Origin of the sequence: Pseudomonas sp. F8002, assembly GCF_013385495.1 — a bacterium.
Lineage (GTDB): Bacteria > Pseudomonadota > Gammaproteobacteria > Pseudomonadales > Pseudomonadaceae > Aquipseudomonas.
In genome coordinates this window covers 1-26,710 of record NZ_JACAPW010000004.1, presented here as the reverse complement: position 1 = coordinate 26,710, position 26,710 = coordinate 1, and the positions used below count along the sequence as shown (strand labels likewise).

At 62.2% G+C, this 26,710-nt stretch carries 23 protein-coding genes; 11 read left to right on the top strand and 12 right to left on the bottom strand.

The annotated features are described in order from the left end of the window. Nucleotides 1-52: 52 nt before the first annotated feature. On the bottom strand, nt 53-577 hold the full coding sequence (locus tag HX811_RS06320; RefSeq protein WP_003219677.1) for a MarR family winged helix-turn-helix transcriptional regulator: 525 nt from the start codon (nt 575-577) through the stop codon (nt 53-55). 120 nt (nt 578-697) lie between these two features. Between HX811_RS06320 and HX811_RS06315 the strand changes: the two genes are divergently transcribed. After that, nucleotides 698-1,498 (top strand): SDR family oxidoreductase, encoded by an 801-nt coding sequence (locus HX811_RS06315; RefSeq protein WP_177045223.1) that lies wholly within the window; start codon nt 698-700, stop codon nt 1,496-1,498. A gap of 14 nt (nt 1,499-1,512) precedes the next feature. Here HX811_RS06315 and HX811_RS06310 read toward each other — a convergent pair whose 3' ends face one another. Further along, nucleotides 1,513-1,767: a hypothetical protein gene (locus HX811_RS06310; RefSeq protein ID WP_177009783.1), complete on the bottom strand. Its 255-nt coding sequence runs from the start codon at nt 1,765-1,767 to the stop codon at nt 1,513-1,515. Nucleotides 1,768-1,853: 86 nt separating this feature from the next. Then, on the bottom strand, nt 1,854-2,159 hold the full coding sequence (locus HX811_RS06305) for a putative quinol monooxygenase (RefSeq protein ID WP_003219672.1): 306 nt from the start codon (nt 2,157-2,159) through the stop codon (nt 1,854-1,856). Nucleotides 2,160-2,311: 152 nt separating this feature from the next. Between HX811_RS06305 and HX811_RS06300 the strand changes: the two genes are divergently transcribed. Next, entirely contained in the window at nt 2,312-4,027 is a 1,716-nt protein-coding gene (locus tag HX811_RS06300; protein ID WP_008436013.1) for an amidase, read from the top strand. On the opposite strand, the gene HX811_RS06295 is transcribed toward HX811_RS06300, so the two are convergent. From HX811_RS06295 to HX811_RS06285, 3 genes are all read right to left on the bottom strand, one after another. After that, nucleotides 4,018-4,293: a hypothetical protein gene (locus tag HX811_RS06295; protein WP_008436022.1), complete on the bottom strand. Its 276-nt coding sequence runs from the start codon at nt 4,291-4,293 to the stop codon at nt 4,018-4,020. The two genes, HX811_RS06300 and HX811_RS06295, sit on opposite strands and share 10 nt — an antisense overlap. A 138-nt stretch (nt 4,294-4,431) precedes the next feature. Beyond that, nucleotides 4,432-6,582 carry a phosphocholine-specific phospholipase C gene (locus tag HX811_RS06290; protein WP_177045222.1) on the bottom strand — a complete coding sequence of 717 codons (2,151 nt, stop codon included), beginning with the start codon at nt 6,580-6,582 and terminating at the stop codon, nt 4,432-4,434. A gap of 54 nt (nt 6,583-6,636) precedes the next feature. After that, nucleotides 6,637-7,848, bottom strand: a complete 1,212-nt coding sequence (locus HX811_RS06285) for a DNA-binding transcriptional regulator (RefSeq protein WP_003219663.1) — start codon at nt 7,846-7,848, stop codon at nt 6,637-6,639. Between the two features lie 153 nt (nt 7,849-8,001). On the opposite strand from HX811_RS06285, the gene xylA reads away from it, so the two are divergent. The 4 genes from xylA (at nt 8,002) to HX811_RS06265 (ending at nt 13,142) form a co-directional block, all read left to right on the top strand. Beyond that, a complete protein-coding gene (gene xylA / locus HX811_RS06280; RefSeq protein ID WP_003219661.1) occupies nt 8,002-9,318 on the top strand; it encodes a xylose isomerase in 1,317 nt (438 codons plus the stop codon). Nucleotides 9,319-9,375: 57 nt separating this feature from the next. Continuing rightward, entirely contained in the window at nt 9,376-10,377 is a 1,002-nt protein-coding gene (gene xylF, locus HX811_RS06275; RefSeq protein WP_003219660.1) for a D-xylose ABC transporter substrate-binding protein, read from the top strand. A 68-nt stretch (nt 10,378-10,445) separates the two neighbouring features. Further along, the gene (gene xylG / locus HX811_RS06270) at nt 10,446-12,005 is read left to right on the top strand and encodes a D-xylose ABC transporter ATP-binding protein (RefSeq protein WP_134326919.1); all 1,560 of its coding nucleotides are present in this window, start codon (nt 10,446-10,448) and stop codon (nt 12,003-12,005) included. Further along, nucleotides 12,006-13,142: a sugar ABC transporter permease gene (locus tag HX811_RS06265; RefSeq protein WP_003219656.1), complete on the top strand. Its 1,137-nt coding sequence runs from the start codon at nt 12,006-12,008 to the stop codon at nt 13,140-13,142. Nucleotides 13,143-13,454: 312 nt separating this feature from the next. On the opposite strand, the gene HX811_RS06260 is transcribed toward HX811_RS06265, so the two are convergent. The 5 genes from HX811_RS06260 to HX811_RS06240 form a co-directional block, all read right to left on the bottom strand. Further along, a complete protein-coding gene (locus tag HX811_RS06260; protein WP_008436028.1) occupies nt 13,455-15,041 on the bottom strand; it encodes a GMC family oxidoreductase in 1,587 nt (528 codons plus the stop codon). A 49-nt stretch (nt 15,042-15,090) separates the two neighbouring features. After that, the gene (locus HX811_RS06255; RefSeq protein ID WP_134326921.1) at nt 15,091-15,972 is read right to left on the bottom strand and encodes a sugar phosphate isomerase/epimerase; all 882 of its coding nucleotides are present in this window, start codon (nt 15,970-15,972) and stop codon (nt 15,091-15,093) included. Next, a complete protein-coding gene (locus HX811_RS06250) occupies nt 15,956-16,996 on the bottom strand; it encodes a glycoside hydrolase family 3 N-terminal domain-containing protein (protein ID WP_134326922.1) in 1,041 nt (346 codons plus the stop codon). The genes HX811_RS06255 and HX811_RS06250 overlap by 17 nt, the downstream gene beginning before the upstream one ends. Then, nucleotides 16,983-18,014 (bottom strand): glycoside hydrolase family 3 N-terminal domain-containing protein, encoded by a 1,032-nt coding sequence (locus tag HX811_RS06245; protein ID WP_177009789.1) that lies wholly within the window; start codon nt 18,012-18,014, stop codon nt 16,983-16,985. Before HX811_RS06245 ends, HX811_RS06250 begins: the two co-directional genes overlap by 14 nt. A gap of 64 nt (nt 18,015-18,078) precedes the next feature. Then, the gene (locus HX811_RS06240; RefSeq protein WP_177045221.1) at nt 18,079-19,245 is read right to left on the bottom strand and encodes a Gfo/Idh/MocA family protein; all 1,167 of its coding nucleotides are present in this window, start codon (nt 19,243-19,245) and stop codon (nt 18,079-18,081) included. Nucleotides 19,246-19,683: 438 nt separating this feature from the next. Between HX811_RS06240 and HX811_RS06235 the strand changes: the two genes are divergently transcribed. Continuing rightward, the gene (locus HX811_RS06235; RefSeq protein ID WP_032899479.1) at nt 19,684-20,550 is read left to right on the top strand and encodes a helix-turn-helix transcriptional regulator; all 867 of its coding nucleotides are present in this window, start codon (nt 19,684-19,686) and stop codon (nt 20,548-20,550) included. On the opposite strand, the gene HX811_RS06230 is transcribed toward HX811_RS06235, so the two are convergent. Continuing rightward, the gene (locus tag HX811_RS06230; RefSeq protein ID WP_102369426.1) at nt 20,541-21,632 is read right to left on the bottom strand and encodes a thiamine pyrophosphate-dependent enzyme; all 1,092 of its coding nucleotides are present in this window, start codon (nt 21,630-21,632) and stop codon (nt 20,541-20,543) included. The two genes, HX811_RS06235 and HX811_RS06230, sit on opposite strands and share 10 nt — an antisense overlap. A gap of 759 nt (nt 21,633-22,391) precedes the next feature. Here HX811_RS06230 and HX811_RS06225 point away from each other — a divergent pair. From HX811_RS06225 to HX811_RS06210, 4 genes are all read left to right on the top strand, one after another. Beyond that, nucleotides 22,392-23,552, top strand: coding sequence for a PotD/PotF family extracellular solute-binding protein (locus tag HX811_RS06225; protein WP_008430158.1), 1,161 nt, complete (start codon nt 22,392-22,394; stop codon nt 23,550-23,552). Nucleotides 23,553-23,661: 109 nt separating this feature from the next. Continuing rightward, nucleotides 23,662-24,597: an ABC transporter permease gene (locus HX811_RS06220; protein WP_008430156.1), complete on the top strand. Its 936-nt coding sequence runs from the start codon at nt 23,662-23,664 to the stop codon at nt 24,595-24,597. 28 nt (nt 24,598-24,625) lie between these two features. Next, nucleotides 24,626-25,417, top strand: coding sequence for an ABC transporter permease (locus HX811_RS06215; RefSeq protein ID WP_008430153.1), 792 nt, complete (start codon nt 24,626-24,628; stop codon nt 25,415-25,417). A gap of 5 nt (nt 25,418-25,422) precedes the next feature. Continuing rightward, nucleotides 25,423-26,490: an ABC transporter ATP-binding protein gene (locus tag HX811_RS06210; protein ID WP_008430152.1), complete on the top strand. Its 1,068-nt coding sequence runs from the start codon at nt 25,423-25,425 to the stop codon at nt 26,488-26,490. Nucleotides 26,491-26,710: the final 220 nt, after the last annotated feature.

Sequence of the window (26,710 nt, the reverse complement as noted above, 5' to 3'; positions counted from 1 at the left end):
GCCCAGCATCGGATGGGCGAACGGCGTCTGTCTAATAACCAAAGGATCTGGCTTATGCCTGCGCGGATCGGCTGTTGTAGTCCGCCAGAAATTCTTCGGAGGCGACATGGTCTGCCATGCCCCGCAGCTGCGCGGCCGAATCATGCCCCAACACCTCCTCTACCCGGTTATTGGCGGCCGCCCAGTACACCAGCGCCTCACTGAACAGCGCTTCGCCCTTGGGCGTGAGCACGCAGCGTTTGGTGCGCTTGTCCAGGGCATCCGGGCGCAGCTCGACAATCCCGTCGCGCACCAGCGGCTTCATCGCATGGGTCAGCGCCGACATCAGGATCGCCAGGCGTCCGGCCAGCTCCTGCAACGTCGGCCCTGCCTGCTCATCCACCGCCGCCCACCGGGCGATTTCACCCAGCAAGCCGACCTGCGTAGCCTTCAGGCCAATCGGCGCCAGCGCTTCGTCATACAGTTGGCCCAGCCGCCGGGCGGCACGGCGCAGTGCGTTGTTGGTGCACGCCACGTCCCCCAGCAGGCTCAAAAGGTCGGCACGGGCATCAGGCTTGTCAGTCTTGTGTGTTGGCATTTTCAGATCCTCCATGCCGGTAGAATGATTGAGTACTAAACCATTGACAAGGACAAACGCCAAGCCTATAACTTGAGCCCTCAACAATATTGGTTGAGTACTCATCTATTGGAGCCGTTCATGTCGACCCCTGCTTCCACAAAAATTGCCCTGATCACGGGTGCTTCTTCAGGTATTGGCGCCGTGTATGCCGACCGATTGGCAGCCCGCGGCTACGACTTGATCCTGGTCGCCCGTCGTGAAGACCGCCTCGAAGCCCTGGCGGCGAAGATCACTCAAGCCTACGGGCGCCAGGTCCAGACCATCGGCGCCGACCTGGTAAACCCCGCGGACCTGGCCCGTGTTGAAAGCCTGCTCGCCGGCAACCCGGCGATCCAGGTGCTGGTGAATAACGCCGGCCTGGCCCGCCTGCATCCGCTGGCTCAATCCTCGGTCGAGGATTCCACGACCCAGATCGCCCTGAACATCACCGCCCTCACCCGCCTGACCCACGCGGCGCTGCCGGGCATGCTGGTGCGCAATGAAGGTTTGATCATCAACGTGGCATCGGTGTTGGGCGTGCACTCGCTGCCGGTCAGCTCGGTGTACAGCGGCACCAAGAGCTATGTCCTGGCATTCAGCCGTGGCTTGCAATCGGAACTGGCGGAAACCGGGGTGAAGGTGCAGATCGTGTTGCCGGCAGCCACCGCTACCGAGATCTGGGACGCGTCGGGCATTCCGCTTTCCGCCCTGCAACAGGAGTCGGTCATGACCACCGAAAACCTGGTGGACGCGGCACTGGCCGGGCTGGATCAGGGTGAGACGATCACCTGGCCGTCGGTGGCCGATGGTTCGTTGTGGGAGACCTATGATGCGGCGCGTGGTGCGTTATTTGCGGCCACGCAAACAGGCAAGCCGGCGCCCCGGTATGGGATTGTCTGAGGCGCCAGCCGGCTTTATTGAATACCGATGGAAATGCGCCGCACAGTCTGCTCCTCACGGGGCAGGCTGATGTCGCCTTCGTAGGTGCACTCGCGGCCGGTGCAGCTGTTTTCCACGGTCACCGGCGCAAGGCTTTTGACCGCAAAGCGCGGCTTGGGCTCAGCCTGCGGCGTGAGCGGTACAGCGCTGAGGACAGGTGCCTCGTAGGTCAGGTCCAGGCTGGACGCGTGGGCCTGGGTGGCCAGAACGGCGAGCAGTGCGCTCGCCATGACAGTCCTTGTAAACAACATCGAAATCTTTCCGGGCAGCAAAAAATGAAGGGGCAATGATAACCCCTTGAGCTGCCGGGTTGAAGTCAACGTGCCTGGACGGCAGGCTCCAGCACCAATACGTTGGAGGGGCCCGCACGGAATGTCGGGTTGTGCTTCGCGGCTTCCAGCATGTGCGGCGCTGCGTGGTGATCCTTGAGCGCCGCCTTTGAAGCCCACGTCTCGATCAACACAAAACTGTCGCTGTTGCCCTCGACCGGATGCAGGTCGTACTGGATGCAACCGGCTTCGGCCCGGACCAGCGGAGCGAGCCCGGCAAAGGCCGCCAACTGGTCCGCACCCCGGCCAGGCTGGGTATTGATGATGACGACAAGCCGCACTTCATCGGACATAAACAGCACCGTTATCGATAAGGAAATTGAGGCGCCACAGTAAGGGATGCCATTCTCTGGCGCTATGAAAAATCTATCAGTAAGCTACTTTCACTGATTGGATTGAGTCAGCACTCAAGCCCTCCCCCTTTTCTGCACCCGGCGATAACCACGTGATCGAAGTAACCGAAGTTTCCATTGCCCAGTTGCGCACTGCGCTCGAATCCGGCCAGACCACGGCGGTTGAACTGGTCGAGGCTTACCTCGCCAGGATCGACGCCTACGACGCCCCCACGACTGCCACCGCGCTCAACGCGGTGGTGGTGCGCAACCCGCAAGCGCTGGAGGAAGCCCGCGCATCCGACGCACGCCGGGCCAGCGGCACAACCCTGGGCCCGCTCGACGGCATTCCCTACACAGCCAAGGACAGCTACCTGGTCAAGGGCCTCACCGCCGCCTCCGGCAGCCCGGCTTTCGCGAACCTGGTTGCCTACCGCGATGCGTTCACCATCGAGCGACTGCGGGCAACAGGCGCCATTTGCCTGGGCAAGACCAACATGCCGCCGATGGCCAACGGCGGCATGCAGCGCGGCGTGTATGGCCGGGCCGAGAGCCCGTACAACGCCGACTACCTCACCGCACCGTTCGCCTCGGGCTCCTCCAACGGCGCCGGCACGGCCACTGCGGCGAGCTTCGCGGCGTTTGGCCTGGCGGAAGAAACCTGGTCCAGCGGGCGCGGCCCGGCGTCCAACAATGGCCTGTGTGCCTACACCCCGTCCCGTGGCGTGATCTCGGTGCGCGGCAACTGGCCGCTGACCCCGACCATGGACGTGGTCGTGCCTTACGCCCGGACCATGGCCGACCTGCTTGAAGTGCTCGACGTCGTGGTCGCAGAAGACCCCGACACACGCGGCGACCTGTGGCGGATGCAACCCTGGGTGCCGATCCCCGGCGTCGCCTCGGTACGCCCGCAATCCTACGCAGACCTGGCCGCGACCGGCGATGCACTCGCCGGCAAACGCTTCGGCGTGCCGCGCATGTACATCAACGCCGACCCCGAGGCAGGCACCAGCGACGCCCCGGGAATCGGCGGCCCTACTGGCCAGCCAATCAAAACCCGGGCCTCGGTGATCGAGCTCTGGGAAGCTGCGCGCAAGGCACTTGAAGCCGCCGGCGCAGAAGTGGTCGAGGTGGATTTCCCGCTGGTCTCCAATTGCGAAGGCGATCGCCCGGGCGCACCGAAAGTGTTTACCCGAGGCCTGGTGTCCAAGGAATTCCTCCACGATGAATTGTGGGAACTGTCGGCCTGGGCGTTCGATGATTTCCTGCGGGCCAATGGCGACCCTGCGCTGAACCGCCTGGCGGATGTCGACGGCCCGAAGATCTTCCCCCACGACCCCGGCACCCTGCCCAACCGCGAAGACGACCTGGCCGCCGGCATGGACGAATACGTGCGCATGGCCGAGCGCGGCATCACGCCGTGGGACAGGATCAGCACCGTGCCCGACGGCCTGCGCGGCCTGGAACAGACACGACGCATCGACCTTGAAGACTGGATGGATAACCTGGGGCTGGATGCGGTGATTTTTCCGACAGTCGCCGACGTAGGTCCGGCGGATGCGGATGTGAATCCCGCGTCGGCGGATATCGCCTGGAGCAACGGAGTGTGGGTCGCCAACGGCAACCTCGCCATCCGCCATTTGGGCGTGCCGACAGTGACGGTGCCCATGGGCGTCATGGCCGACATCGGCATGCCGGTGGGGCTGACATTTGCCGGCCGGGCGTATGACGATTCGGCGCTGCTGCGATTGGCATCGGCCTATGAGTCGACGGGCAGCAAGCGCCTGGTGCCGCCGCGCACGCCGGCGCTGGTGGCTCGTCAGGACTGATTGATTTCGCTGCTGATCTTGCGCATCAACCGATCGGCTTCCGACCCGGGTTCAAATCGAAAGCCACGCATCTCATCGAGGAGCAGGCAATCGCTGATGGCCTCCCAAAGTTGCTCCTGGGTCGGCTTGTTGCGCAACAGTATGTATGAAAGCAGCAGGCGTTCGATGGGAACGCCTCGAATACAGGCCGTTTCAATGATTGCCAGCAGGATAAAGCGCAGTCGAACTTCCCGCTCCGTGGGCCAAACCGTTTTTCGCTTACCCAATGCCGGGCCTCAGTGTCAGGAAAAGCGTGAGGCTATGGCCCAGAGGGGTGGCGTTTCAAGCGCTGCATGGGGAGAAAGCCCTGCTCCTACACAAAACAGGGAAAAAGCCCACGAAATCACCCCGCAGATCAACAGCCTTTACCCACGCTTGCCCATCAACGGATCACTGATGCTATGCGCCCCCGTCTCGATTCGCCCCGCCACCCGCCGCACCCAACCATGCTCGTCGCGTAGCTTGAAGTCATACCAGCCTCCATTGGGCTGGCAGGAGAACGTGCGCTGCACACGACCGCCGCCCGCAATCTCGAGCAGCCACGGCCCCTGCCTGGTGTAAGGGCAACGCTCGATGGTGATTGAGGCCGCACGCTTGCCAGGGTTGACCAGGGTCAGCAGCAAGGTGTCACCGTGATACGCCAGGGATAACTCCGGCTCGCGACGCTGCAGGTGCCCCTTGAACGAACGGTGGAACCCATTCGGTCCCAACAGCCAAAGCTTGTAGGCACCCGCCACTTGCCAGGTGTCACTGAGGTGCTTGCCGGCTTCCACCGTGTAGCGGCGCGGTACCTCGTCCAGGTGCAGGCGGTCGTAGACGTGGAAGACCACGCCCTGTTCGCCATTGTTGAAGAAGTCCAGGCTCACCGAACTGGCGCGACGGTCAACCGAGCCTTCAACGTTCAACTGGTACGGCAGCGCCCGGGATGGCCGCGCCATTCGCACCTGGAACGGCGCCTGTTGCTGGCCCACCGTCGGCAGGGCGACCTGGGGCAGTTGCTCCTGGCGTTGACGCAGGGAGTCGGCAGCCTGGCGGCTGATGGTGTGCAGCGGCGGCAGGGTCTCGGTGTTGGGGTTGACGAAGTTGAAGGCCGAGGTGAGGTCGCCGCACACCGCCCGGCGCCAGGCGCTGATATTGGGTTCGCGCACGTGGAAACGCTTCTCCAGAAATTGCAGCACGGAGGTGTGATCAAACGCCTGGGAATTGACCCAGCCACCACGGCTCCACGGCGACAGCACCAGCATTGGCACTCGCGGCCCGGGGCCGTACACCCCGCCGTCCGGCGCGGGTTGCTGGCTAGAGCCGGGCGGTGCCGGGTGGGTAAAAATCTCGCTGTCGAACTTCACCGTGGACTTGCCGGCAAAGCTGCCATCCAGGCGTTTGGACGGGGCTGACGGCGACGGCACGTGGTCGAAGAAACCGTCGTTTTCATCGTAGTTGACCAGCAGCACGGTCTTGCTCCACACGTCCGGGTTGGCGGTCAGTGCCTTGAGGATTTCCTGGGTGAACCAGCCGCCTTGCACCGGGCTGGAAGGCCCGGGGTGTTCGGAGTAATCGGCCGGCGCCACCAGCCAGCTCACCTGTGGCAGGCGCCCGTCGTTCACGTCCTTGCGAAAGCCCTGGATGATCGCTTCCAGGTCGCTGCCGCTGACCGCCGGCAGGGTGTTGCCATTGCCTTTGTACAACGGCACGCGGGCGTTCAATTGATCGCTGTAGGGCACAAAATCCTTGAAGTCTTTCGGTGGCACGGCGGGGTTGCCGGCCGCGACGCTGGCCGCACGAAACTGGCGAAACCCGGCCAAGGGGTTGTCGCCAAAGTTATCCGGCAGGTACTGGTAAACCTTCCAGCTCACACCCGCTTCTTCCAGGCGCTCGGGATAGGTTTTCCAGGTGTAGCCCACGCCCACCGCGCCGGGGCCGTCCCATTCGTTGACCACCGCCGCCACATTCGCACCGGTCGGGCCGTTGGTGCCGGTCCAGTGGAACAGCCGATTGGGATTGGTACCTGCGTGTACCGAACAGTGGTAGGCGTCGCACAGGGTAAAGGTGTTAGCCAGGGCGAACTGGAACGGCACTTCCTGCTCACGGTAGTAACCCATCGAGGTAGGTGTCTTGAACGTTGGCCAGGCGTTCATCCGGCCGCTGCTCCAGGCGGCGTGCTCATCGACCCAGGAATGCGGCGTGCCGCTGACCCGCTGCGCGTTGCCACGGGAGCTGTCCAGGTGATAGGGCAGGATCCGCCGCCCAACGCCCTGCTGCTCCCACACCCGGTGCCCGCCCGGCAGTGGAATGGTGAAGCGGTCACTGAACCCGCGCACACCCGGCAAGGTGCCGAAGTAGTGATCGAAGGAGCGGTTTTCCTGCATCAGGATCACCACATGTTCGACGTCCATCAGGGTGCCGGTGCGGTTGTTGGCGGGGATCGCCAGGGCCTGGCGAATGGAGTCGGGCAACAGGGTGTAGGCGGATCCGATGGCAGCTGCTTGCAACAACGTTCTGCGTGTAAGAGTCGGCATAAGACGATTCAATCCCTTGAAGTTCTGGAGCGAAGCTCAGGACAAAATAGGGACTCAAGGCGACAAAGAAATGACATCGCTCGAATCGCGCTCGACCTGCCCCACCTGGTACTCCCTCGGCGTACACCCGAACTCGCGCTTGAACACCGTGTGCAGGTACTGGGCGGATTTGAACCCGCAGTCATAGGCAATATCCGCAATCGCGGCCCTGGTATTTTCGAGGCTGGAAACCGCAGCCGCGAGTTTGAAGCGCAGGATTTCATCGTGGACGCTGCGGTTCAGTTCACTGCGAAAATGCGCTTCCAGGGACGACCGCGACACGCCGACGTAGTTGGCGACCTGGGCAGTCTTGATGCCCTGGCAGGCGTACTGGCGAATGAAATGCAGCGCTTGCATCACGTAGGGATGGCCGAGGGGTTGGTGCAGGCTTGAGGTCTGCACGTTGACCGCTTCCGGCGGCACCAGGATCTGGCTGCCTGCCGAAGGCATGCCGTGCAGCATCTGGTGCAGCAGGCGCGCGGCGGTGCGGCCCATTTTTTCAGTGCCCTGGATCACCGAGCTCAGCGGCACGCGGGTCAGGGTGCGGGTCAAGGGGTCGTTGTCGATGCCGATCAGTGCCACTTGCTCCGGCACCGGGATGCCGGCGGTGAGGCAGGCCTGCAGCAACTGGCGGGCTCGGGCGTCGCTGACCGCAATGATGCCGATGGGTTTGGGCAGGCTGTGCAACCAGGCAATTTGTTGCTCCACCGCCGAGTCCCACAGCGGCGCGCTGGTGCCGAGCCCGCGATACACCTCCACCGGCAAGCCATCGCGCTCCAGCAGGCGGCGGAAGGCTTTTTCGCGCTCCTGGGCCCAACGGTTGATATCGGCTTCAGGCAGGCTGAAACAGGCAAAGCGCGTCAGCCCGGCTTCGATCAGGTGTTCATAGGCCAGCTTGATCAAAGCAAAATTGTCAGTGGCCACATACGGAGTATGCCGTGGGTAAGCCCGCTCATCCTCATAAGACCCGCCCACCGCCACCACCGGCACATGCACACCCGCCAACGCCGGGCCCATCGCCGGGTCGTCGAAGTCGGCAATGATCCCGTCGCCATGCCAGCGCTCGATACCCTTGAGCCGGCAGACGAAGTCCTCTTCCAGGAACAGATCCCACGACACCCGCGTACTGCTCAGGTAGTTGCCGATCCCGGTGATGATGCCGCGATCGTAGATCTTGTTGCCATTGAACAGCAGGGCAATCCGGTGCACAGGCGGGACAGTTTTCACAGGGGCGGCTCCATGCGATATGTCGAGCCACTATGCGCGCAAAACCACTCAAAATCGAACCCCGCTCTGGTGATTTTCATAATCGGTTGGCCGGGGGCCGTTGCTAGTATCGAGGCAAGGTTAACGTGCACTCATAACAACAAGGATCTGGCGATGCCCTACTTTCCCGCGGTCGAAAAAATCCTCTATGAAGGCCCCGATAGCGACTCTCCCCTGGCCTTCCGGCACTACGATGCAAACAAGCTGATCCTCGGCAAACCGATGCGCGAGCACCTGCGGATGGCCGCGTGTTACTGGCACAACTTTGTCTGGCCCGGCAGTGACATGTTCGGCTCCGGCACCTTCCAGCGGCCCTGGCAGCAACCGGGGGAAGCCCTGCAAGTGGCACGCGGCAAGGCCGAAGCGGCGTTCGAGTTTTTCTCCAAGCTGGGCATCGACTACTACAGCTTCCACGACACCGACGTGGCCCCAGAAGGCGCAAGCCTGGCGGAGTACCGCGACAACTTTGCGCGAATGGTCGACCAGCTCGAAGGCCATCAGGAACAGACCGGTATCCGGCTGCTGTGGGGCACTGCCAACTGCTTCAGCAACCCGCGCTTTGCCGCCGGCGCCGCCAGTAACCCGAACCCGGAAGTGTTTGCCTATGCGGCGGCCCAGGTGTTCAGCGCGATGAATGCCACCCACCGTCTCAAGGGCTCCAGCTATGTGTTGTGGGGCGGCCGCGAAGGCTACGAGACCCTGCTCAATACCGACCTCAAGCGCGAGCGCGAGCAACTCGGGCGCTTCATGCGCATGGTGGTCGAGCACAAATACAAGATCGGCTTCACCGGCGAGCTGTTTATCGAGCCCAAGCCACAGGAGCCCACCAAGCACCAATACGACTACGACAGCGCCACCGTGTTTGGCTTCCTGCATCAGTTCGGCCTGGAGAAAGAGATCAAGGTCAACATCGAGGCCAACCATGCCACCCTCGCCGGCCACAGCTTTCACCATGAGATCGCCACCGCCGCATCCCTGGGGATTTTCGGCAGCATCGACGCCAACCGTGGCGACCCGCAGAACGGCTGGGACACCGACCAGTTCCCCAACAGCGTCGAGGAGCTGACCCTGGTCACCTACGAGGTACTCAAGGCCGGTGGCTTCAAGGGAGGTGGCTACAACTTCGACTCCAAGGTACGCCGCCAAAGCCTCGACGAAGTGGACCTGTTCCATGGCCACGTGGCCGCAATGGACGTGCTGGCGCTGTCCCTGGAACGTGCCGCCGCCATGGTGCAGAACGACGCCCTCGAACAGTTCAAGGCCCAGCGTTATGCCGGCTGGGACCAATCCTTCGGGCGTGCCGTGCTTGGCGGCGACTTCAGCCTGGCGTCGCTGGCCGAGCATGCCTTCAGCCACCAGCTGAACCCACAAGCCGTGAGTGGCCGCCAGGAGATGCTCGAAGGCGTAGTGAATCGCTTTATCTACCCATGACCGCTACGCTCCAGGTCCAGCAGTGCGTCTAAACAACAATAAAAGGGACTCACCATCATGAAACACCTGAAAACTGTCTTGCTCACCAGCGTTCTGGCACTGCTTTCCAACTCGGTCATGGCTGACGCGGCCCACCCGAAAATCGGTTTTTCCATCGACGACCTGCGCCTTGAACGCTGGGCCCGCGACCGCGATTATTTCACCGCCGCCGCCGAGCAGTTGGGCGCCAAGGTCTATGTGCAATCGGCGGACGCCAACGAACAGCGGCAGATCTCGCAGATCGAAAACCTGATCTCCCGGGGCGTCGACGTGATTGTGATCGTGCCGTTCAATGCCACGGTGCTGAACAACGTGGTGGCCGAGGCCAAGAAAGCCGGGGTGAAAGTGCTGTCCTACGACCGGCTGATTTTGAATGCCGATATCGACGCCTACATCTCCTTCGATAACGAAAAGGTCGGCGAGATGCAGGCCCAGGGCGTGTTGAACGCGCAGCCTAAAGGCAATTACTTCCTGCTGGGCGGCGCACCTACCGACAACAACGCGAAAATCCTGCGCCAGGGCCAGATGAAGGTGCTGCAGCCTTCGATCGACAAGGGCGACATCAAGATTGTCGGCCAGCAATGGGTCAAGGAGTGGAACCCCACCGAAGCCCTGAGCATTGTCGAAAACGCCCTGACCGCCAACAGCAACAAGATCGACGGCATCGTCGCCTCCAACGACGCCACCGCCGGCGGCGCGATCCAGGCCCTGGCGGCACAAAAACTCGCGGGCAAGGTGCCGGTCTCGGGCCAGGATGCCGACCTGGCCGCGATCAAGCGCGTGATCGCCGGCACCCAGACCATGACCGTCTACAAGCCGCTGAAGCTGCTGGCGTCGGAGGCGGCCAAGCTCTCGGTGCAACTGGTGCGTGACGAGAAACCGGCCTACAACTCGCAGTACGACAACGGCAGCAAACAGGTGTCGAGCATCCTGCTCAAGCCGACCGCGTTGACCAAGGACAACGTCAACGTGCTGGAAGAAGACGGGTTCTACACCAAAGCGCAAATCGCCGGGCAGTAAGCGTACGGCTCACTGCAGGGGCGGTTTGAGGCCGCTCCTGCCTTTTCGCTGTGGAATGAGTGCCCGCCATGTCCGACTACCTGCTGGAAATGAACAACATCGTCAAGACCTTCGGTGGCGTCAAAGCCCTGAATGGCATCGACATCAAGGTAAAACCCGGGGAATGCGTAGGGTTGTGCGGCGAGAACGGCGCCGGCAAATCGACCCTGATGAAAGTGCTGTCGGCGGTGTATCCCCATGGCACCTGGGACGGCGAAATCCTTTGGGACGGCCAGCCGTTGCGCGCCCACTCCATCGCCGAAACCGAAGCCTGCGGCATCGTGATCATCCACCAGGAATTGACCCTGGTACCCGACCTCTCGGTGGCCGAAAACATCTTCATGGGCCACGAGCTGACACTGCCCGGCGGGCGCATGAACTACCCCGCCATGATGCACCGTGCCGAAGCCCTGATGCGCGAGCTGAAAGTGCCGGACATGAACGTCGCCCTGCCCGTTTCGCAATACGGCGGCGGCTACCAGCAACTGGTGGAAATCGCCAAGGCCCTGAACAAGCAGGCGCGCCTGCTGATCCTCGACGAACCCTCCTCGGCGCTGACCCGCTCGGAAATCGAGGTGCTGCTGGACATCATCCGTGGGCTCAAGGCCAAGGGCGTCGCCTGCGTGTACATCTCCCACAAGCTCGATGAGGTCTCGGCCATCTGCGACACCATCGCGGTGATCCGCGACGGCAAACACATCGCGACCACGGCCATGGCCGAGATGGACGTGTCGCGCATCATCACGCAGATGGTCGGCCGTGAGATGAGCAACCTCTACCCCACCGAACCCCATGCGGTCGGCGAGGTGCTGTTCGAGGCGCGCAACGTCACCTGCTACGACGTCGACAACCCGGGCCGCAAGCGGGTGGACAATGTTTCGTTCAGCCTGCGCCGTGGCGAAATCCTCGGCATCGCCGGGCTGGTGGGCGCCGGCCGCACGGAACTGGTGTCGGCGCTGTTCGGCAGCTACCCCGGGCGCTACCAAGGCGAAGTGTGGCTGGATGGCAAACCGATTGATACACGCACGCCGCTGAAGTCGATTCGCGCCGGGCTGTGCATGGTCCCGGAAGACCGCAAGCGCCAGGGCATCGTCCCGGACCTGGGCGTTGGGCAAAACATCACCCTGGCGGTGCTGGACCGTTTCTCGCACCTGACGCGCATCGATGCCGAGGCGGAACTGGGCAGCGTCGAACAGGAAATCAAGCGCATGCACCTGAAGACGGCGAACCCGTTCCTGCCGATCACCAGCCTGTCCGGCGGCAACCAGCAGAAGGCCGTATTGGCCAAGATGCTCCTGACCAAACCCCGGGTGCTGATCCTCGACGAACCGACCCGTGGCGTGGACGTGGGCGCCAAATATGAGATCTACAAATTGATGGGCGCGCTGGCGGCCGAAGGCGTGTCGATCATCATGGTGTCCTCGGAGCTGGCCGAGGTGCTGGGGGTCTCCGACCGGGTGCTGGTGATCGGCGAGGGCCAGTTGCGCGGCGACTTCATCAACCAGGGCCTGACCCAGGAACAGGTGCTCGCCGCCGCCCTCAGCCAACCGAACGGGCATGACAATAATAATGATCGGAAGTCCGCGTAAATGAACCAGGTCAAACAGCTCTTCACCCGCTACAAAATGCTCGCCCTGTTGATCGCCGTGGTGCTGATCTGGGTGTTTTTCAGCTGGCAGACCGAAGGCGGTTTCCTGACCCCGCGCAACCTGTCGAACCTGCTGCGGCAGATGTCCATTACCGGCATCCTGGCCTGCGGCATGGTGCTGGTGATCATCAGCGGCGAGATCGACCTGTCGGTGGGCTCGATGCTCGGTTTGCTCGGCGGCGTCGCGGCGATCCTGGATGTGGTTTATCACATTCCCCTGCCGCTGAACCTGGCCATCGTCGCCCTCTGTGGCTTGCTGATTGGCCTGGGCAACGGCTACATGACCGCGTACCTGCGCATCCCCTCCTTCATCGTCGGCCTGGGCGGCATGCTCGCGTTTCGCGGGGTGCTGCTGGGCATTACCGGCGGCACCACGATTGCACCGGTTTCGCCACAACTGGTGTACATCGGCCAGGGTTACCTGCCGACGGTGGTCGGGGTGATTCTCGGCGTGTTGCTGTTCGGGCTGGCGATATTCCTGACCTGGCGCCAACGCCACAACCGCGCCCTGCACGGCTTGGCGCTGCCGTCGATGCTGCGCGACAGCGTGCGCGTGGTGTTGATCGGTTTCGTGCTGGCCGGCTTCGTCTACACCCTCAACAGCTACGACGGCATTCCCGTGCCGGTGCTGCTTCTGCTGGTGCTGCTGGGGGTGTTCAGTTACGTCACCAGCCAGACCGTCTTTGGCCGGCGCATCTACTCGGTGGGCAGCAACATGGAAGCCACACGCCTGTCGGGGATCAACGTGCAGGCGGTCAAACTGTGGATCTTCGGGATCATGGGCGTGATGTGCGCCCTTGCCGGGCTGGTCAACACCGCGCGCCTGGCGGCGGGTTCACCTTCGGCGGGCAACATGGGCGAACTGGACGCTATCGCGGCGTGCTTTATCGGCGGTACTTCAATGCGCGGCGGTTCGGGCACCGTGTACGGCGCCCTGCTCGGCGCACTGGTGATCAGCAGCCTGGACAACGGCATGTCGATGCTCGACGTGGACAGCTACTGGCAGATGATCGTCAAGGGCAGCATCCTGGTGCTGGCGGTGTGGGTGGATGTGAGTACACGGACGGGGCGCCGTTGAGATTTGGGCAATGGCATGGAGCTTGCTCTTGACCAGCAGGCGGCCGATATCGGCCTCGACTTGAGCAGAAACGACCCACGAGGCACATGCCATGCACAGTTTGTTCTTTGCAACCGCTCAGATGATCAACGGCCGCGTACAGTCCGTTGATTCCATGGACAAACATCAGGACCCAAGGGCAATGCCCCTTGAACTGCAGGCAAAGCTTGGCATCGCCCTTGGGCTGCTGGCCCTCGGCAGCTGTTTCGCGCTGTGGTTGATCGGCGCCTGAGCCTGCCCCAAAAAGAGGCCGGTGTTACCGCCCGGGCAACCCTATCGGGCGGTCCGGATCATGTCGGCAGCTTTTTCGCCGATCATGATGCACACCGAGTTGGGGTTGCCTGAAATCAGGGTCGGCATGATCGACGCATCGGCCACCCGCAACCCTTCGATGCCATGCACCTTGAGGTCCGGCCCCACCACCGCCCGCTCATCCACACCCATGCGACAGGTGCCGGATGGATGCAGTGCGGCGTGGGCTTCCTGATGGCAAAACCGCTTCATCGCTTCGCGCGAGCGCACGGTGGGTTCCGGTACATGCCGACGAGCCACGTAGGGTTTGAAGGCCGCCTGGGCCATGATCTGTTCGCCCACCAGGCAACCGTCCACCAGGCTTTCAATGTCGTACGGATCGGAAAAGTAGTTGGGCACGATGCGCGGCGGGGACATCGGGTCGGCGGAGTAAAGCTCCACATAGCCCCTGGACCTTGGCCGTATCTGCCCCAGGTTCAACGTGCAGCCATTGCCGCCGGGCACCGAATCCACTCCCTCCTCGATGCCCGCGCCCACCACCATGAAATACTGGATATCCGGGTGCACCGCCGTCTTGTCGCCCCACCAGAACGCCCCGCCTTCAATCAGGTTGGACGCCGCCGGGCCTTGCCGGAACAACGCGTACTGCAACCCCGCCATAAGCTTCCACCAGGGTTTTTTGTACTTGTCGTAGCTGTGGGGGCCGGTCAGCTCATACACCAGTGAAATTTCGATATGGTCCTGCAGGTTCTGCCCCACACCGGGCAAATCCTGAACCACTTTGATCCCGTGTTTTTCCAGCTGCTCAGCGGGCCCGATCCCCGACAACATCAGCAACCGGGGTGAGTTGATGGCGCCGCAGGACAGGATGATTTCCTTGTCGGCGTGCATCACCTGGCGTACGCCCTTCTCCAGGTATTCGATGCCGACGGCCTTGTTGCCCTGCATCAGGATACGCAGCACCCGGCAGCCGGTCTTCACCGTCAGGTTCTTGCGCGACTTGGCCGGCGCCAGGTAGGCCACGGCGGCACTGCTGCGAAAGCCGTTTTTGGCGGTGATCTGGTACAGCCCGCAGCCCTCGGGCTGGCCTGAGTTGAAGTCTTCGTTATAGGGCAATCCAAACTGCTGGCAGGCCCGCAGCCAGACTTTGGTCAAGGGGTGGATATTGATCGGGTCCGACACCCCCAACGGCCCGCCGACACCGTGCACCTCGTTGCAGAACCGCTCGTTGTCCTCGGCCTTTTTGAAGTACGGCAACACGTCTTTATACGACCACCCGGCGGCGCCCTGTTCGGCCCAACCGTCGTAGTCGGCGGGCACGCCACGGATATAAATCATCGCATTCACCGAGCTGCCGCCCCCGAGCACGCTGGCCTGGACCATGGTCGGCGTTTCGCTGCGGTGCTGGTCCTCGGTCGGCTCCCACGCATAACGCTTGAGCAGCGGGCCCTGGGCGGTCTTGTAGTAGGCGCCGGGAATATGGATGTAAGGGCTGCGATCCCGCGGGCCTTCCTCGAACAGCACCACCGACGCTCCCGCATCCTCACTCAGGCGCGATGCGACTGTGCAGCCCGTGGAGCCGCCCCCGATTACGATGAAATCCACCATGACAACCTCAGATCTTTTTAGTATTCAGCCAGTGTCGAAATGCGCGTTATCAACCGACCAGGCCGGTTAACAGCGTCTTCAATTGTTGGGCGACGGCGTAGCTGTTTTGCTGCTGCTGTTTTTTGCAGAACAACTCACAACTCCACCACCCGGCGTAACCGGTGGCCTTTACCGCGGCGGTCCACTCGACCAGGTCGAGCACGCCGCTGCCGGTGGGCACATCGCGCAGCACTTCCTCATTCGGGATACCGCCTTCGAAGGCCAGTGAGTCGCAGACATGCACGCCGTAGATCACGTCCTTGTCGAGCCGGGCGACGTCCGCAGGGGTCACGCCGCTGGTAAAGCAATGCCAATAGTCGATCACCATCTTCACGTTGCTGCGCCCGGTGCGCTCAATCAGCTGCAGTTGGTGATCCAGGGTGTTGAGCGGCGTCCAGGACAAGGCTTCGAGGTAGAGCAGCAGACCGTATTGCCGTGCCACATCGGCCAACTCCGCCAGGTTGCTTGCCGTGCGGGCGTACTGTTCGGCTTGATCCAGGCCCAGCAAGCCTGAGTAATGCAGGCTCTTGCCGGTCGCCTGAAAATCAATCACCGCCTGTACATTGATCGGACCGGTGAGGACCTGCACGCCTTTGGCGCCCACCAGATTGGCCAGCTCAAATAGCCGCCGGGCTTCCTTGAACAGGTCCTCGCGCTCGGCGCCCTGGCGTTCGATATCCCGCAGGTAGCCGATGCCGGTGACGGGCACATGCTTGAGCAGTGTTTGAAGCTCCGACTCGGTATAGCCGGCCTGCAGATACGCTTCCAGCTTGCCGCTGTTGATCTCCAGCGCGTCAAAACCCAGCGTCCGGGCGATGTCGATATCCATCGCCAGGGTCGAGTGTTTCGCAACGGTGGAATGCAGGGCGAGGACGTTATTTTGGGTTGCCATATGGCGCTCCTACGGTTGAACAGCGATCAGCCAAGGCACCAACGGCCAACGCCGCGGCGTCCAGCCGCGCTTGGGGCAAGAGGCCCTCGGCGACGGCGGCGACAATCGCCCGAACGATCTGCGGCACGTGGGGCATAGCCTTTGCGGAAATCAGTAATAAGTCGGCCCCGGCATTCAGCGCGGCCACTGCGACCTCGCCGAGGGACATCTGGCCGATGATTGAGCGGTGATCGAGGTCGATGGTCATGACCAGCCCCTTGAAGCCCAACTCCTGGCGCAACACGCCGATCAATTCAGGCGACACCGAGGCTGCCGTGGGCGGTGTGCACGCAGCGAATATCGCCGGGCCCATCATCACCGCATCGGCGCCAGCGTCGATCCCGGCCTGAAACCCGGGCCAGAAGGCCCGCAGTTGCTGCATGGACTCGCTGACCACCGCCGTTTCAGTCGACGGCTGCTGAAACAGCACCGGGTGCCCGGGGAAGTGCTTCAGGGTGCTGGCCATCCCGGCCCGCCGCACGCCGCGCACATACGCACCGACCATCGCCGCCGTCTGGTGGACATCGCCCGACAGCGTGCGCCCCGCCAGCCACACATTACGGCCGCCGACCACATCCGCCGTCGGCGACAGCAGCAGGTTGACCCCGGTCGCCCGCGCGGCGGTGGCGACCTTGAAGCACGCCTGTTCCAGCGCCGCACAATCCATCGCCCGGGCCACATCGGGCTCCGGCAGCGCCGGGGTCACCCCTTGCAAGCGGTGCACGGCGGAGATGTCGGCATCGGCTGCCAGCAGCAGCGGCCCACCCAGTTCGGTGGCCGTGCCGGTAAAACGCTGCCAGATGTCCAGGGTTTCGGTTTGCAGGCGGCTGGCGCTCATTTTTCCGCTGACGTATTCCTCTCCCGTCTCGCCAAACAACAGGCTGCGCCCGCCATTGCCGAGGAACCGACGCACGTCATCCGTCATCTGCACGTCCAGCAATACCGGGAACAGTACGCCGTAGGCCTTGCGGTCATTCGCGCTCATGGCTGGTTTCCTGGGTGGCGATTGCCAGTTGACGAACCTTGGCAGCGGCGTCCAACAGAACCTGGCGGTCCAGGGTGCCTTCGTGGACGGCGGCGACAATCGCCTCGGCGATGCTGTCCAGGCCTGACTCGCTGGACACCAGCAACAGGTGCGCACCGGCCACCAGGGAGGCTACGGCGGTATCGGGGATGGTGTTGCCGCGCAGGATCGACACGGCGTCCAGGTCATCGGAAATGATCAGGCCTTCGAAGCCCAGGGTGTCACGCAGTACGCCGATGACCTTCGACGAGGTGGACGCCGACTGCTGCGCATCAATCGCAGGAAACACCGCCGGGCCAGGCATGACGGCTTTTACGCCGGTGGCGATGACCTGCTTGAACACTTCAAGATTGTCATGCAGCAATTCCAGCGGCCCCGGCACGGTGGCTTCGGCAATCGCCGGATCGTGCTCGGTGACGTAGTGCCCGGGGAAGTGCTTGGCAGTGGCGATCACTCCCGCGCGCTGCACCCCGCGGATAAACGCGCAGGACACTCGGCTGACTTCCACTGGATCCGCGCCCAGGTGCCGGTTGTGCAGCCATGGATTGACGCCGGTGACCACGTCCACGATGGGCGCCAGGAACAGATTCACGCCCAGCCCGCGGGCCGCGGCGGCCATCTCGAAGCAACGTTGCTCGAGGTCCTCGGCGCCGAGGTCCTGGAGCTGCGCCCGGGTGGCGACCGCCGGGACCAGTTGGTGCAGGCGTTCGATTCCGCCGAGTTCCTGGTCTACCGCGATCAGCACCGCAGAGCCCGCCAGCGCCGTGGCTTCCTTGACGATACTGATGAAATCGGCTTTGGACTCGGCCGCCTTGCGCGCCGGGCTCATGCCTCGGCCCACGTATTCATCCCGGGTTTCCCCGAGCAACAGGGATACACCACCACGGCTCAGGTAACGGCGCACATTGTCGTCCAGGTGCAAATCCCCGAATGCGGGAAGCAGTACCGAATACGCGGCGCGATGCAGTTCGCTTGACATTGTTTTTCCTCAACAGCGTTTGGGTGAGTCGTTGGATGCGCAGCGGTGCCACGCATGAAATCAATTACCGCGGGAAAGGCACCCAGGCCCGCTGCTGGTGGGATTCGAGGCTGGCCTGGGACAACAACACCCCGCGCACGCCTTCGTGAATATCCGGCAACGGGACGCTGGTCGCTGTGCGCCATTGCGCCCCGGCGTCCAGGGCCTCGGCGAAGTCGGCGTACAGCACGGCCAGCGCTTCCAGATAACCTTCGGTATTGCCCGCCGGCAAGCTGGTGAACGTCAGCGTCTGCGGCCTGTTGTCGGACTGGCCTCGCCGATAGATGCGGTCTGCACCGTCAGTGGGCGTGAACAACAGGGTTTCCGGTGACTCCTGGCACCATTCGAGCGAAGCCAGGCTGCCGACGATCTTGAAGCGCAAGCCATTGCGATGCCCTGGCGCGGCGAAACTGGCCCACAACAATCCATCCACGCCGCCGTCGAATTCCAGTTGCACCACGCAGGTATCGTCCAGGCCCCAACCCGGCACCACGCTGGTCAACTTGGCGTTGAGCTGGGTGCAGCGCTGCCCGGACAGAAACTCCAACAGGTTGAAGGCGTGGGTGCCGACGTCTCCCAGCGCGCCGGTGGGGCCCGCCTTTTGCGGGTCACCGCGCCACGCCAGGCTATTGCTCAAGCCGGACACGCCGGGGGCCAGCCACTCCAGCAGGTATTCGACGTACAGGAAGCGCAGCTCACCCAGCTCGCCGGCCTGGATGCGACTGCGGGCGTCCCTGACCATCGGGTAGCCCTGATAGGTGTAGGTCAGCGCAAAAAATGTCCCGTGGCGCTCGGCAAGGTTCGCCAGCTCCCGGGCTTCGTCAGGGTGGTTGACCAGGGGCTTGTCGCAGATCACCGGGATGCCCGCCTCCAGGAACAACCGGCACGGTTCGAAGTGCAAGTGGTTGGGCGTCACGATAACCACCGCCTCGATCGGGTCGGGGCGGCGAGACTCGGCGGCCGCCATGTCCTCGAACGACAAGTAGATACGTTCGGGTTCAATAGTGAGCGCTGCGCCCGCCTCGCGGCATTTATCCGCGTCGGCAGAGAAAGCGCCGGCAACGATGGCGAAGCGATTACACAGGCGCATCGCTGCGCGGTGGTAACTGGCGAAGTAAGCGCCCTGCCCGCCGCCGACCATGCCGACCTTGAGTCGCCTCTTTCCGGGAATGTCGCCGGTCAACCTTGCCATCGCCCAATCCTCCGCAAAAAGCATTGGCCCGAGTATCAGGGGTGACCGGTGTTTCCACCATTTCGCACCCTTGGCGATACCTGACGCGGACTGAAGCACTCCTGCGCAGCACGGGGTGTTACCCGTCGCTATCGAATGTGTTACTGGGCGGACCGCCACCGTCACGATTGACCCGTGAAAACCACAACGCACTGGCGCCGAACCTTCAGCAAAAGCGCTTACAATCTGACGCATTCAGTTATGCTCAAACTTCATGTTTGAACTTAAACAAACGGCATGAAAGATGCTTTGGTAATGATCGGAAGTTTCAAACGCTTAAACGGTTATTACGGTTATGCCCAAGGTTATTCGATAACCGCGCTATAACTTAATAACTGGCGCCTTAACCCAGCCAAGTACATCGAGATAATAATGCCCAGCCGCCCGGACTCATCGCCCCTGTCATTAGCCGCCGCCACCTCCCACCCCGAGCGACAGCAGGCGCGCAGCGACTTGCAGGCCAATGTGCAAAAGAACCTGAGCACGCTGGTCGAGTCCTGCCGGTCGGTGGCCGACATGTGCCGCAAAGTTGATGTGAACCGCCAGCAGTTCAACAAGTACCTGGTGGGCCAGCACGTGCCGTCGCAGAAGATTCTGCAAAAGATCGGCCGCTATTTCATGATGGAAGCCGAAGACCTCTTCCGCCCGCCCGCCGAGTTCAAGAAGTTCTATGAAGGCTATGAAAACGAACTGCCGACCGGCTTGCGGGCTTCGGAGCAGTTCAATCATTTCCTGCCGCTGGCCAAGCAGTCGGCTGACGTGCTCGAAGACTATCTGGGGGTGTATTACCGCTACCACAATTCATCGATCTACAAGGGCCGGATCCTGCGTTCGGTCACCTGCCTGTACCGCGCCGACTCGATGGTGCAGTACGTCACCGTCGAGCGCTTTCCGCTGCGCGATGGCAGCGGCAAGATCGGTTATTCATTCACCTACCACGGGTTCTGCCTGCTGCTGGGCGATCGCCTGTTCATGGTGGATTTCGAAGGCAAGCAACGTAACGAAATGACGTTCTCGATCCTCACGCCGCAGCATCGTCGGCCGATCCGTTTTCTCTATGGGTTGGTGACGGGTGTGGCGTCGTCCTCGTTCCGCCAGCCCTTCTCCACGCGTATGGCGCTGGGACTGGTGGACAAGGGCAAGATCCGCAAGCACCACTTGCGCAATGCAACGGTGCTGTTGCCCAGCGACCAGTCGATCCCGCTGGACGTACGTGAATACATGACCGGCGACAACGCCACCATTGTCTGGGGCGGTCAGGACTGAGGGACCTGCAGGGGCTGGCGTGCCGTCATCATTTCAACCAGCGACGGGCCCTTGCTGTTGAGGGCTTTGACGAGGGTCGCGTTGAGTTGTGACGCGTGTTCCACGCGCCAGGCTTCAAGGCCGAAGTTTCGGGCGATGCCGGCGAAGTCCGGGGCATAGGGTTTGCCATCCGGCAGGTTGAATTCACCGGCCCGGTGTTGCTCGATGGGCGGCGTCTGTACGTCGCCCAGGGCTTCGTCACCGCTGCTGTTGAAGACCAGGAATACCACCGGAATGCTGTGCATCACGCACACAGCCATCTCTTGCATCGACTGCAGGAAATCCCGGCTGCCCACGGCACAGACCACCTGGCGGGCGGGCATGGCGAGCTTGGCGCCGATCGCTGCCGGGACGGCCCAGCCGAGGGTGGCGGGGTTGCCGGCGCACAAGTGCCTGCCGGGGTAATGCACCGGGAACATTTTGCGGGCCATGGGCTGGGTGGGGCCGCTACCGATGACGAGGATGGCGTCGTTTTCCAGCACGGAGGATGAGGCGCGGCCTTCGCGCAGTACGCTGATTTTACGCGGGGTGGGTTGGGGTTCTGCACGCAGGGTGGCGGGTGGCAGGCTGGCGTTGGTGGAGGCGCCTTGGAGGGCGTCGTCAATGGACAGGCTGACGGGGCCGGGATGGGCGCTCAGCATGGTGTCGAAGGCTTGGCGCAGGGCTTGGGGTAGCTGTTGTAGTGTCGAAACCGTCGCGTGATCTTTCATGACGTTGGCGGCTATCGTTTCGGGCTGGGCGTTACTGATGACCAGCAGCGCGCAGGCGTCCTGGTGCGCGGTGGCGAGGGCTCCCAGGGCTGAGGGGATGCCCAGGGGGCCCGTGAGTACGACGGCCATGGGGCGACCGCACGCACGGTAGTAGCCGTCGGCGAGGTGCACGGCGCTGTGGGCCTGGATGACGTGGATAAAGGGGATGTCGGTGCCCGGGGTCAGCAGCGCTTCCACCAGGGCCCGGGCGCCGTCGCCCGGGGGCCCGGCTACGTAGTCGACACTGTTGGCCTTGAGTGCCTTGGCGATGATTTGGCCACCTGTGAATTTCACTCGATACTCCAGCGAATGCGCGGCGTCTGGGCCGGGATCAGGCTTGGAGTATTCGCCTGGTGCGGGGTGGGCTCAATTTCGCACCTTGGGTAAAAGAGACGCAGATTGACGCAGATATTGGGGCTCACTACAGCACAGCGGCCTGCAGGCCGGCTTGAGTGTTAGAAGCCAAATCAAAAGCTAAAGCGGGCACGGTCAAATGTGGGAGCTGACTTGCCAGCGATGGCATCGCCCAGGTGTGTCTGATGTACCGAGTTGTCTGCATCGCAGGCAAGCCAGCTCCTACAGAAAAGCCGCTCTGCTTTTGCTCTGGTTTCTAACCTGCAGGTCGGCTTTCAGGCCGCCGTGCTCTTGCTACGGATCCCCCCAGAAACCCCTGGCCCCCCACGTGCGCCGCTTAGGTCACTCCAATGCGTCAGAGTGCGTCGCTTTTAACCCCCCTGCGAAATTGAGCCCCCCGCCTCCCCGCTCAATACTCAACCCATGAAAACAACAAGCCGAGCCTATCAAGCGCTGGGCGCACCGCTTCAGGCCCGCAACACCCTGCAGCCCGGAATAAGCGTGCGTCGCCCCGCCAAGGAAGAGTCAATCGGAACAGTGGAGGCCTTACCACCCTCCCCAGCAGCATGGAATCAATGCTGGCCATAACACTGCCGATCCAACTGACTGCATACAAAAGGACGCACCTGGCATCGACACCAGGCCCACGCCTTGCAAGTCGCTCAACATTTGCACCCACCACCCAGGCAGGAACTCGAAATGAAAAAAGAAATAGAGACGGGTTATGGTTTGACCGGCATTGACTTCAATTCCCTCAGCTTGAAACGACGCTCGTTCCTGCTGGGCGCTGCCGCCTCTGCCGCAGGCTTGTACCTCGGCTCGTTCGTGCCCAGCGCATTTGCCGCCACCACCGGGCACCTGGAAATCCTCGGCTGGGAAGGCGAAACCGGCGACGCCGAACTCGCCGACTGGCGCAAGCAACGCAACGTTACCGTGCGCTCCAGTTATGCCAGCAACCAGGACGACATCACCGCCCGGCTGGCAGGCTCCGATCCGGTGCAACTCGACCTGACCATGTATGCCCTGGGCTACGAAAAGATCTATCAGGAAATGGGCCTGCTCAAGGCCATCGACACCACGAAGATCCCCAACTATTCCGCCGACAATACCCTCGCGCTGTTCTACAAGGGCAGCCGTTGGTACTGGGACGGCAAGCAATGGGGCATCCCGTTGCTGTGGGGGATGAACACCATCATCTACAACCCCAAGAACGTCAAAAAGCCCACCCAATACACCGACCTGCTGGACCCCAAGCTCAAGGGCAAGTTGACCTTTGTCGATGACGGCACCTCGAACTGGTCGCTGATCGCGACCATCGCCGGCTACGGCGACAAGTACCCCAACCTGACCCGCGCCGAATTCAACGACGCCTTTGAAAAACTCAAGCCGTACCGTGATCAATGCCGCGTGTTCGCGGCTTCGTCGGGTGACGCGGTATCGCTGCTGGTATCGGGTGAAGTGGACGCGGTGTTCTCGGCCTCCGCCAACACCCCGAGCGAAACCATCAAGCGTGGCGTGACCACTGCCCTGTCGGTGCCCAGCGAAGGCGCAGCGCTGTGGTGCGATGCGTTGTTCATCCCGAAAACCGCCAAGGATATTCCCCTGGCCCTGGAGTTCATCAACAAGACCCTGGAGCCCGATACCCAGGCCAAGATGGCAACCACGATGTTCTCCGGCGTGGTCAACCCCAAGGCCGTGCCGCTGCTGCCGGAGGACCTGAGAAACACCTTTGACTACGCGAACCTCGACAGCTTCTTCGAGAAATCCAAACTCTATGGCCAACCGCCCCTGAGCTCCGAAAAGTATGTGACCTATGCGGAATGGATCGATCAGTGGGCGAACTTCAAAGGCTCGTTCTAGAGCGCTTGGCACGCCGGCGCTGGCAACCGTGGGGTGGGTGTTCATCAACACGCGCCCCACGGGTCAACGCGCCCTGACTCTCGAATAAAAACGCAAAGGCAACCTCATCATGACCGTAGTCAACAACACCGAGTCCATGCCCCTGGACGACGGCGATTCAAGGGTCGGTAAACACGTGAAGATGGATAAGAGAACCCTCAGCGGGTATTGGCTTGCGTCGCCGCCGTTGCTGTTTCTGGTGGTGTTCTTTCTGGTTCCGTCGGCACTGTTGCTGATTGCCAGTTTCTGGACCGCCAAGACCTTCAGCATGGAGCCCGCCGCCACCCTGGCCAACTATGCCAAGGCCCTGAGCGCCAGCGGGTTTTATGACTCGCTGTGGATCGCCTTGCAAAACGGCTTCTGGACCGCCCTGCTCTCCACCGTGATCAGTGCGCCGGTGGCCTATTACATCGTGTACCGCACACGCTCCAACGCCGTGTTGTACCTGGCGTTGGTGTCGTGGTTTTCCAGTTACCTGGTACGGGTCTACGCATGGCGCTCGATCCTGGGCACCAACGGCGTGATCAACTCCACCCTGCTGCACTTCGGCCTGATCGACCAGCCGCTGGAGTGGCTGGTGTTCAGCAAGTTCGCCGTGGTGCTGACCCTGGTGCACATCATGCTGCCCTTCACCCTGTTGCTGCTGGTGTCGGGCCTGCGAGACATCAAGAAGGACTACCTGGAGGCCGCTGCGGACCTGGGCGCCGGCGGTGTCACCATTCTGTGGCGGGTGATCATGCCGATGGCCCACAAGAGCATCGTCAGCTCCTTCATGTTCACCTTCGTGCTGGCCGCCAGCGACTACGTCACCCCGCAACTGCTGGGCGGCCGGGATGCGATGACCACCGGGCTGGTGATCGCCAACCAGTTCCGCTCGGTAGGTAACTGGCCACTCGGTGCGGCGATGGCTTATCTGCTGTTGATCGTGTTCATGCTGGTGTACGCGTTGCTGCTGGGGGTGTTGCGCGCAGCCAACCTGGCACCCGGCAAGCGTTACCACGACTGACTGCCGCTCATAAAAAAGGTAACTCGCCATGATCCGGTTATTCACTTACGTCTACATGTTGTTCCTCTACGCGCCCATCGCGATTATCGCGCTGTTCAGCTTTCACTCGTCCGCCTCGCTGTCGTTCCCGTTCGAGGGTTTTTCCACGCGCTGGTACGAGGCGCTGTTCAGCAGTTCGGACTTCATGACAGCCCTGACCAACAGTGCGATCGTCGCCGCCGGTTCGGCGATTCTCACCACGCTGCTGGGCACGTTCTCGGCCCTGGCGCTGATGCGCATGAAAGGCCGGGTGAAAGCGGTGTTCGCGTTCATGAACTTTGCCCCCATCGCCTTGCCCGGTTTGTTTTTGGGGATTGCACTGGTGATTTTCTTCTCACTGGTCGGCCTGCCCCGTTCGCTGCTGACGGTGATCATCGGCCACACCCTGTTCACCTTTCCGTTCTTCGTGGAGTCGGTGCGCTCACGGCTGGAGTATTTCGACCTGTCGTTCGAGGAGGCAGCCCGCGACCTCGGCGCCTCGCCCCTCAAAGCGTTCTGGCTGGTGACGCTGCCGATCATCGGGCCAACCATTGCCGGCGCCGCGATCCTCGCGGTGGCGCTGTCGATGGATGAATTCCTGATCACCGTGTTCGTCACCGGCAGCGACACCACGCTGCCCCTCATGATTCTTTCGATGATGCGCCGCGCCGTCAGCCCCACCATCAATGCCGCCTCGGTATTCATGCTGGTGGTGACCATCGCCATCATCGCCATTGCCGGCCTGGTCATGACCTTGCGTCGTCGCCGCCTCGAACTTGAACGTGCTGAAACTGCAGAGTAATCACCATGACCAACAGTATTGAACTGACCGGGATTTCCAAGAGCTACGGCAACCTCACAGCCCTGGGCAAAGTCGACCTCACGGTAAAACGCAACGAGATCCTGACCCTGCTCGGCCCCAGTGGCTGCGGCAAGACCACCCTGATGCGGATCATTGCCGGCTTCGAAGAGCCCACCACCGGCAAAGTGGTGATCGACGGCAAGGACTCCACCGCCCTGGCGCCTGAACACCGCCCGGTGAATATGGTGTTCCAGAAGTACGCGCTGTTCCCGCACCTGGACGTGTTCGACAACGTGGCCTTCGGGTTGCGTTTGAAGAAGAAGCCCAAGGATGAGATCAAGCGTGAAGTGAACAAGGCGCTGGAACTGGTGCAACTGGAAAGCTTCAAGAGCCGCTGGATCTCCGAGCTCAGTGGCGGGCAGGCGCAACGTGTGGCCCTGGCCCGCGCACTGGTGAATCGCCCGGCGGTGTTGCTGCTGGACGAGCCGCTGGCGGCCCTGGACCTGAAGATTCGCCATCACATGCTTAACGAGATCAAGCGCATCCACGAAGAGACTTCCACCACGTTTGTGTATGTGACTCACGACCAGGACGAAGCGATGATCTTGTCGGACCGTGTGGTACTGCTGAACAAGGGTGGCATCGAGCAGATCGGCGGGCCGCAGGAAATGTATTGGTCGCCGCGCACGTTGTTTGCCGCCAGGTTTTTCGGCGATACCAATATCGTCAACGGCACGTATGGGCTCGGTGGCGTGGTCGAGTTGCCGTTTGGGCGTTATGCCCACACCGCTAAAAGCGGCGTGGGTGCAGGGCCGGTGAATGTGTCGATCCGGCCTGAAACCATCGGCCTTGAGCCGGCTCTGGGCGCCGCACTGGCCGACGGTGCGTTTGCCGGGAAGGTCAAGGACACTTCGTTTATCGGTAATCGGGTGATCTACCGCGTGGAGGTGGCCGGTGGCACGCTTGATCTCAAATGCCAGCAACTGCCGACTCCCGGCAGCCACGCACTGCCGCCGGGGACGAACGTGGCGTTGACCTGCAAACCGGAAAGCTTTGTGGTGATTCCGGTCTGAAGGGGTTGAACATGGGGCCTGGCTGAAGCAGCCGAGGTTCATTTTTACGCTGGATCATGCGCTCTTTCACGGGAGGCTGGTCTGGCGTTTTTTTTGCCCGGGGGGAAGAGAGTAATGGTCGGTTTTATTGAGCGGGAAGTGGGCCCTCCGGTAAGTCTAGATTTACCGGGGGCCCGTGCCGGGCTGACCATCTCATTAGGGCTCTGCCCCGCCTGTCGGC

Excerpts from the sequence above, each read along its gene's own strand:
- HX811_RS06220 (WP_008430156.1), top strand. The coding sequence starts at position 23,662 with ATGACCGTAGTCAACAACACCGAGTCCATGCCCCTGGACGACGGCGAT.
- HX811_RS06255 (WP_134326921.1), bottom strand. The coding sequence starts at position 15,972 with ATGGCAACCCAAAATAACGTCCTCGCCCTGCATTCCACCGTTGCGAAA.
- HX811_RS06210 (WP_008430152.1), top strand. The coding sequence starts at position 25,423 with ATGACCAACAGTATTGAACTGACCGGGATTTCCAAGAGCTACGGCAAC.
- HX811_RS06265 (WP_003219656.1), top strand. The coding sequence starts at position 12,006 with ATGAACCAGGTCAAACAGCTCTTCACCCGCTACAAAATGCTCGCCCTG.
- HX811_RS06310 (WP_177009783.1), bottom strand. The coding sequence starts at position 1,767 with ATGGCGAGCGCACTGCTCGCCGTTCTGGCCACCCAGGCCCACGCGTCC.
- xylG (WP_134326919.1), top strand. The coding sequence starts at position 10,446 with ATGTCCGACTACCTGCTGGAAATGAACAACATCGTCAAGACCTTCGGT.
- HX811_RS06240 (WP_177045221.1), bottom strand. The coding sequence starts at position 19,245 with ATGGCAAGGTTGACCGGCGACATTCCCGGAAAGAGGCGACTCAAGGTC.
- HX811_RS06225 (WP_008430158.1), top strand. The coding sequence starts at position 22,392 with ATGAAAAAAGAAATAGAGACGGGTTATGGTTTGACCGGCATTGACTTC.
- HX811_RS06305 (WP_003219672.1), bottom strand. The coding sequence starts at position 2,159 with ATGTCCGATGAAGTGCGGCTTGTCGTCATCATCAATACCCAGCCTGGC.
- HX811_RS06260 (WP_008436028.1), bottom strand. The coding sequence starts at position 15,041 with ATGGTGGATTTCATCGTAATCGGGGGCGGCTCCACGGGCTGCACAGTC.
- HX811_RS06245 (WP_177009789.1), bottom strand. The coding sequence starts at position 18,014 with ATGTCAAGCGAACTGCATCGCGCCGCGTATTCGGTACTGCTTCCCGCA.
- xylA (WP_003219661.1), top strand. The coding sequence starts at position 8,002 with ATGCCCTACTTTCCCGCGGTCGAAAAAATCCTCTATGAAGGCCCCGAT.
- HX811_RS06215 (WP_008430153.1), top strand. The coding sequence starts at position 24,626 with ATGATCCGGTTATTCACTTACGTCTACATGTTGTTCCTCTACGCGCCC.
- HX811_RS06290 (WP_177045222.1), bottom strand. The coding sequence starts at position 6,582 with ATGCCGACTCTTACACGCAGAACGTTGTTGCAAGCAGCTGCCATCGGA.
- HX811_RS06315 (WP_177045223.1), top strand. The coding sequence starts at position 698 with ATGTCGACCCCTGCTTCCACAAAAATTGCCCTGATCACGGGTGCTTCT.
- xylF (WP_003219660.1), top strand. The coding sequence starts at position 9,376 with ATGAAACACCTGAAAACTGTCTTGCTCACCAGCGTTCTGGCACTGCTT.
- HX811_RS06250 (WP_134326922.1), bottom strand. The coding sequence starts at position 16,996 with ATGAGCGCGAATGACCGCAAGGCCTACGGCGTACTGTTCCCGGTATTG.
- HX811_RS06320 (WP_003219677.1), bottom strand. The coding sequence starts at position 577 with ATGCCAACACACAAGACTGACAAGCCTGATGCCCGTGCCGACCTTTTG.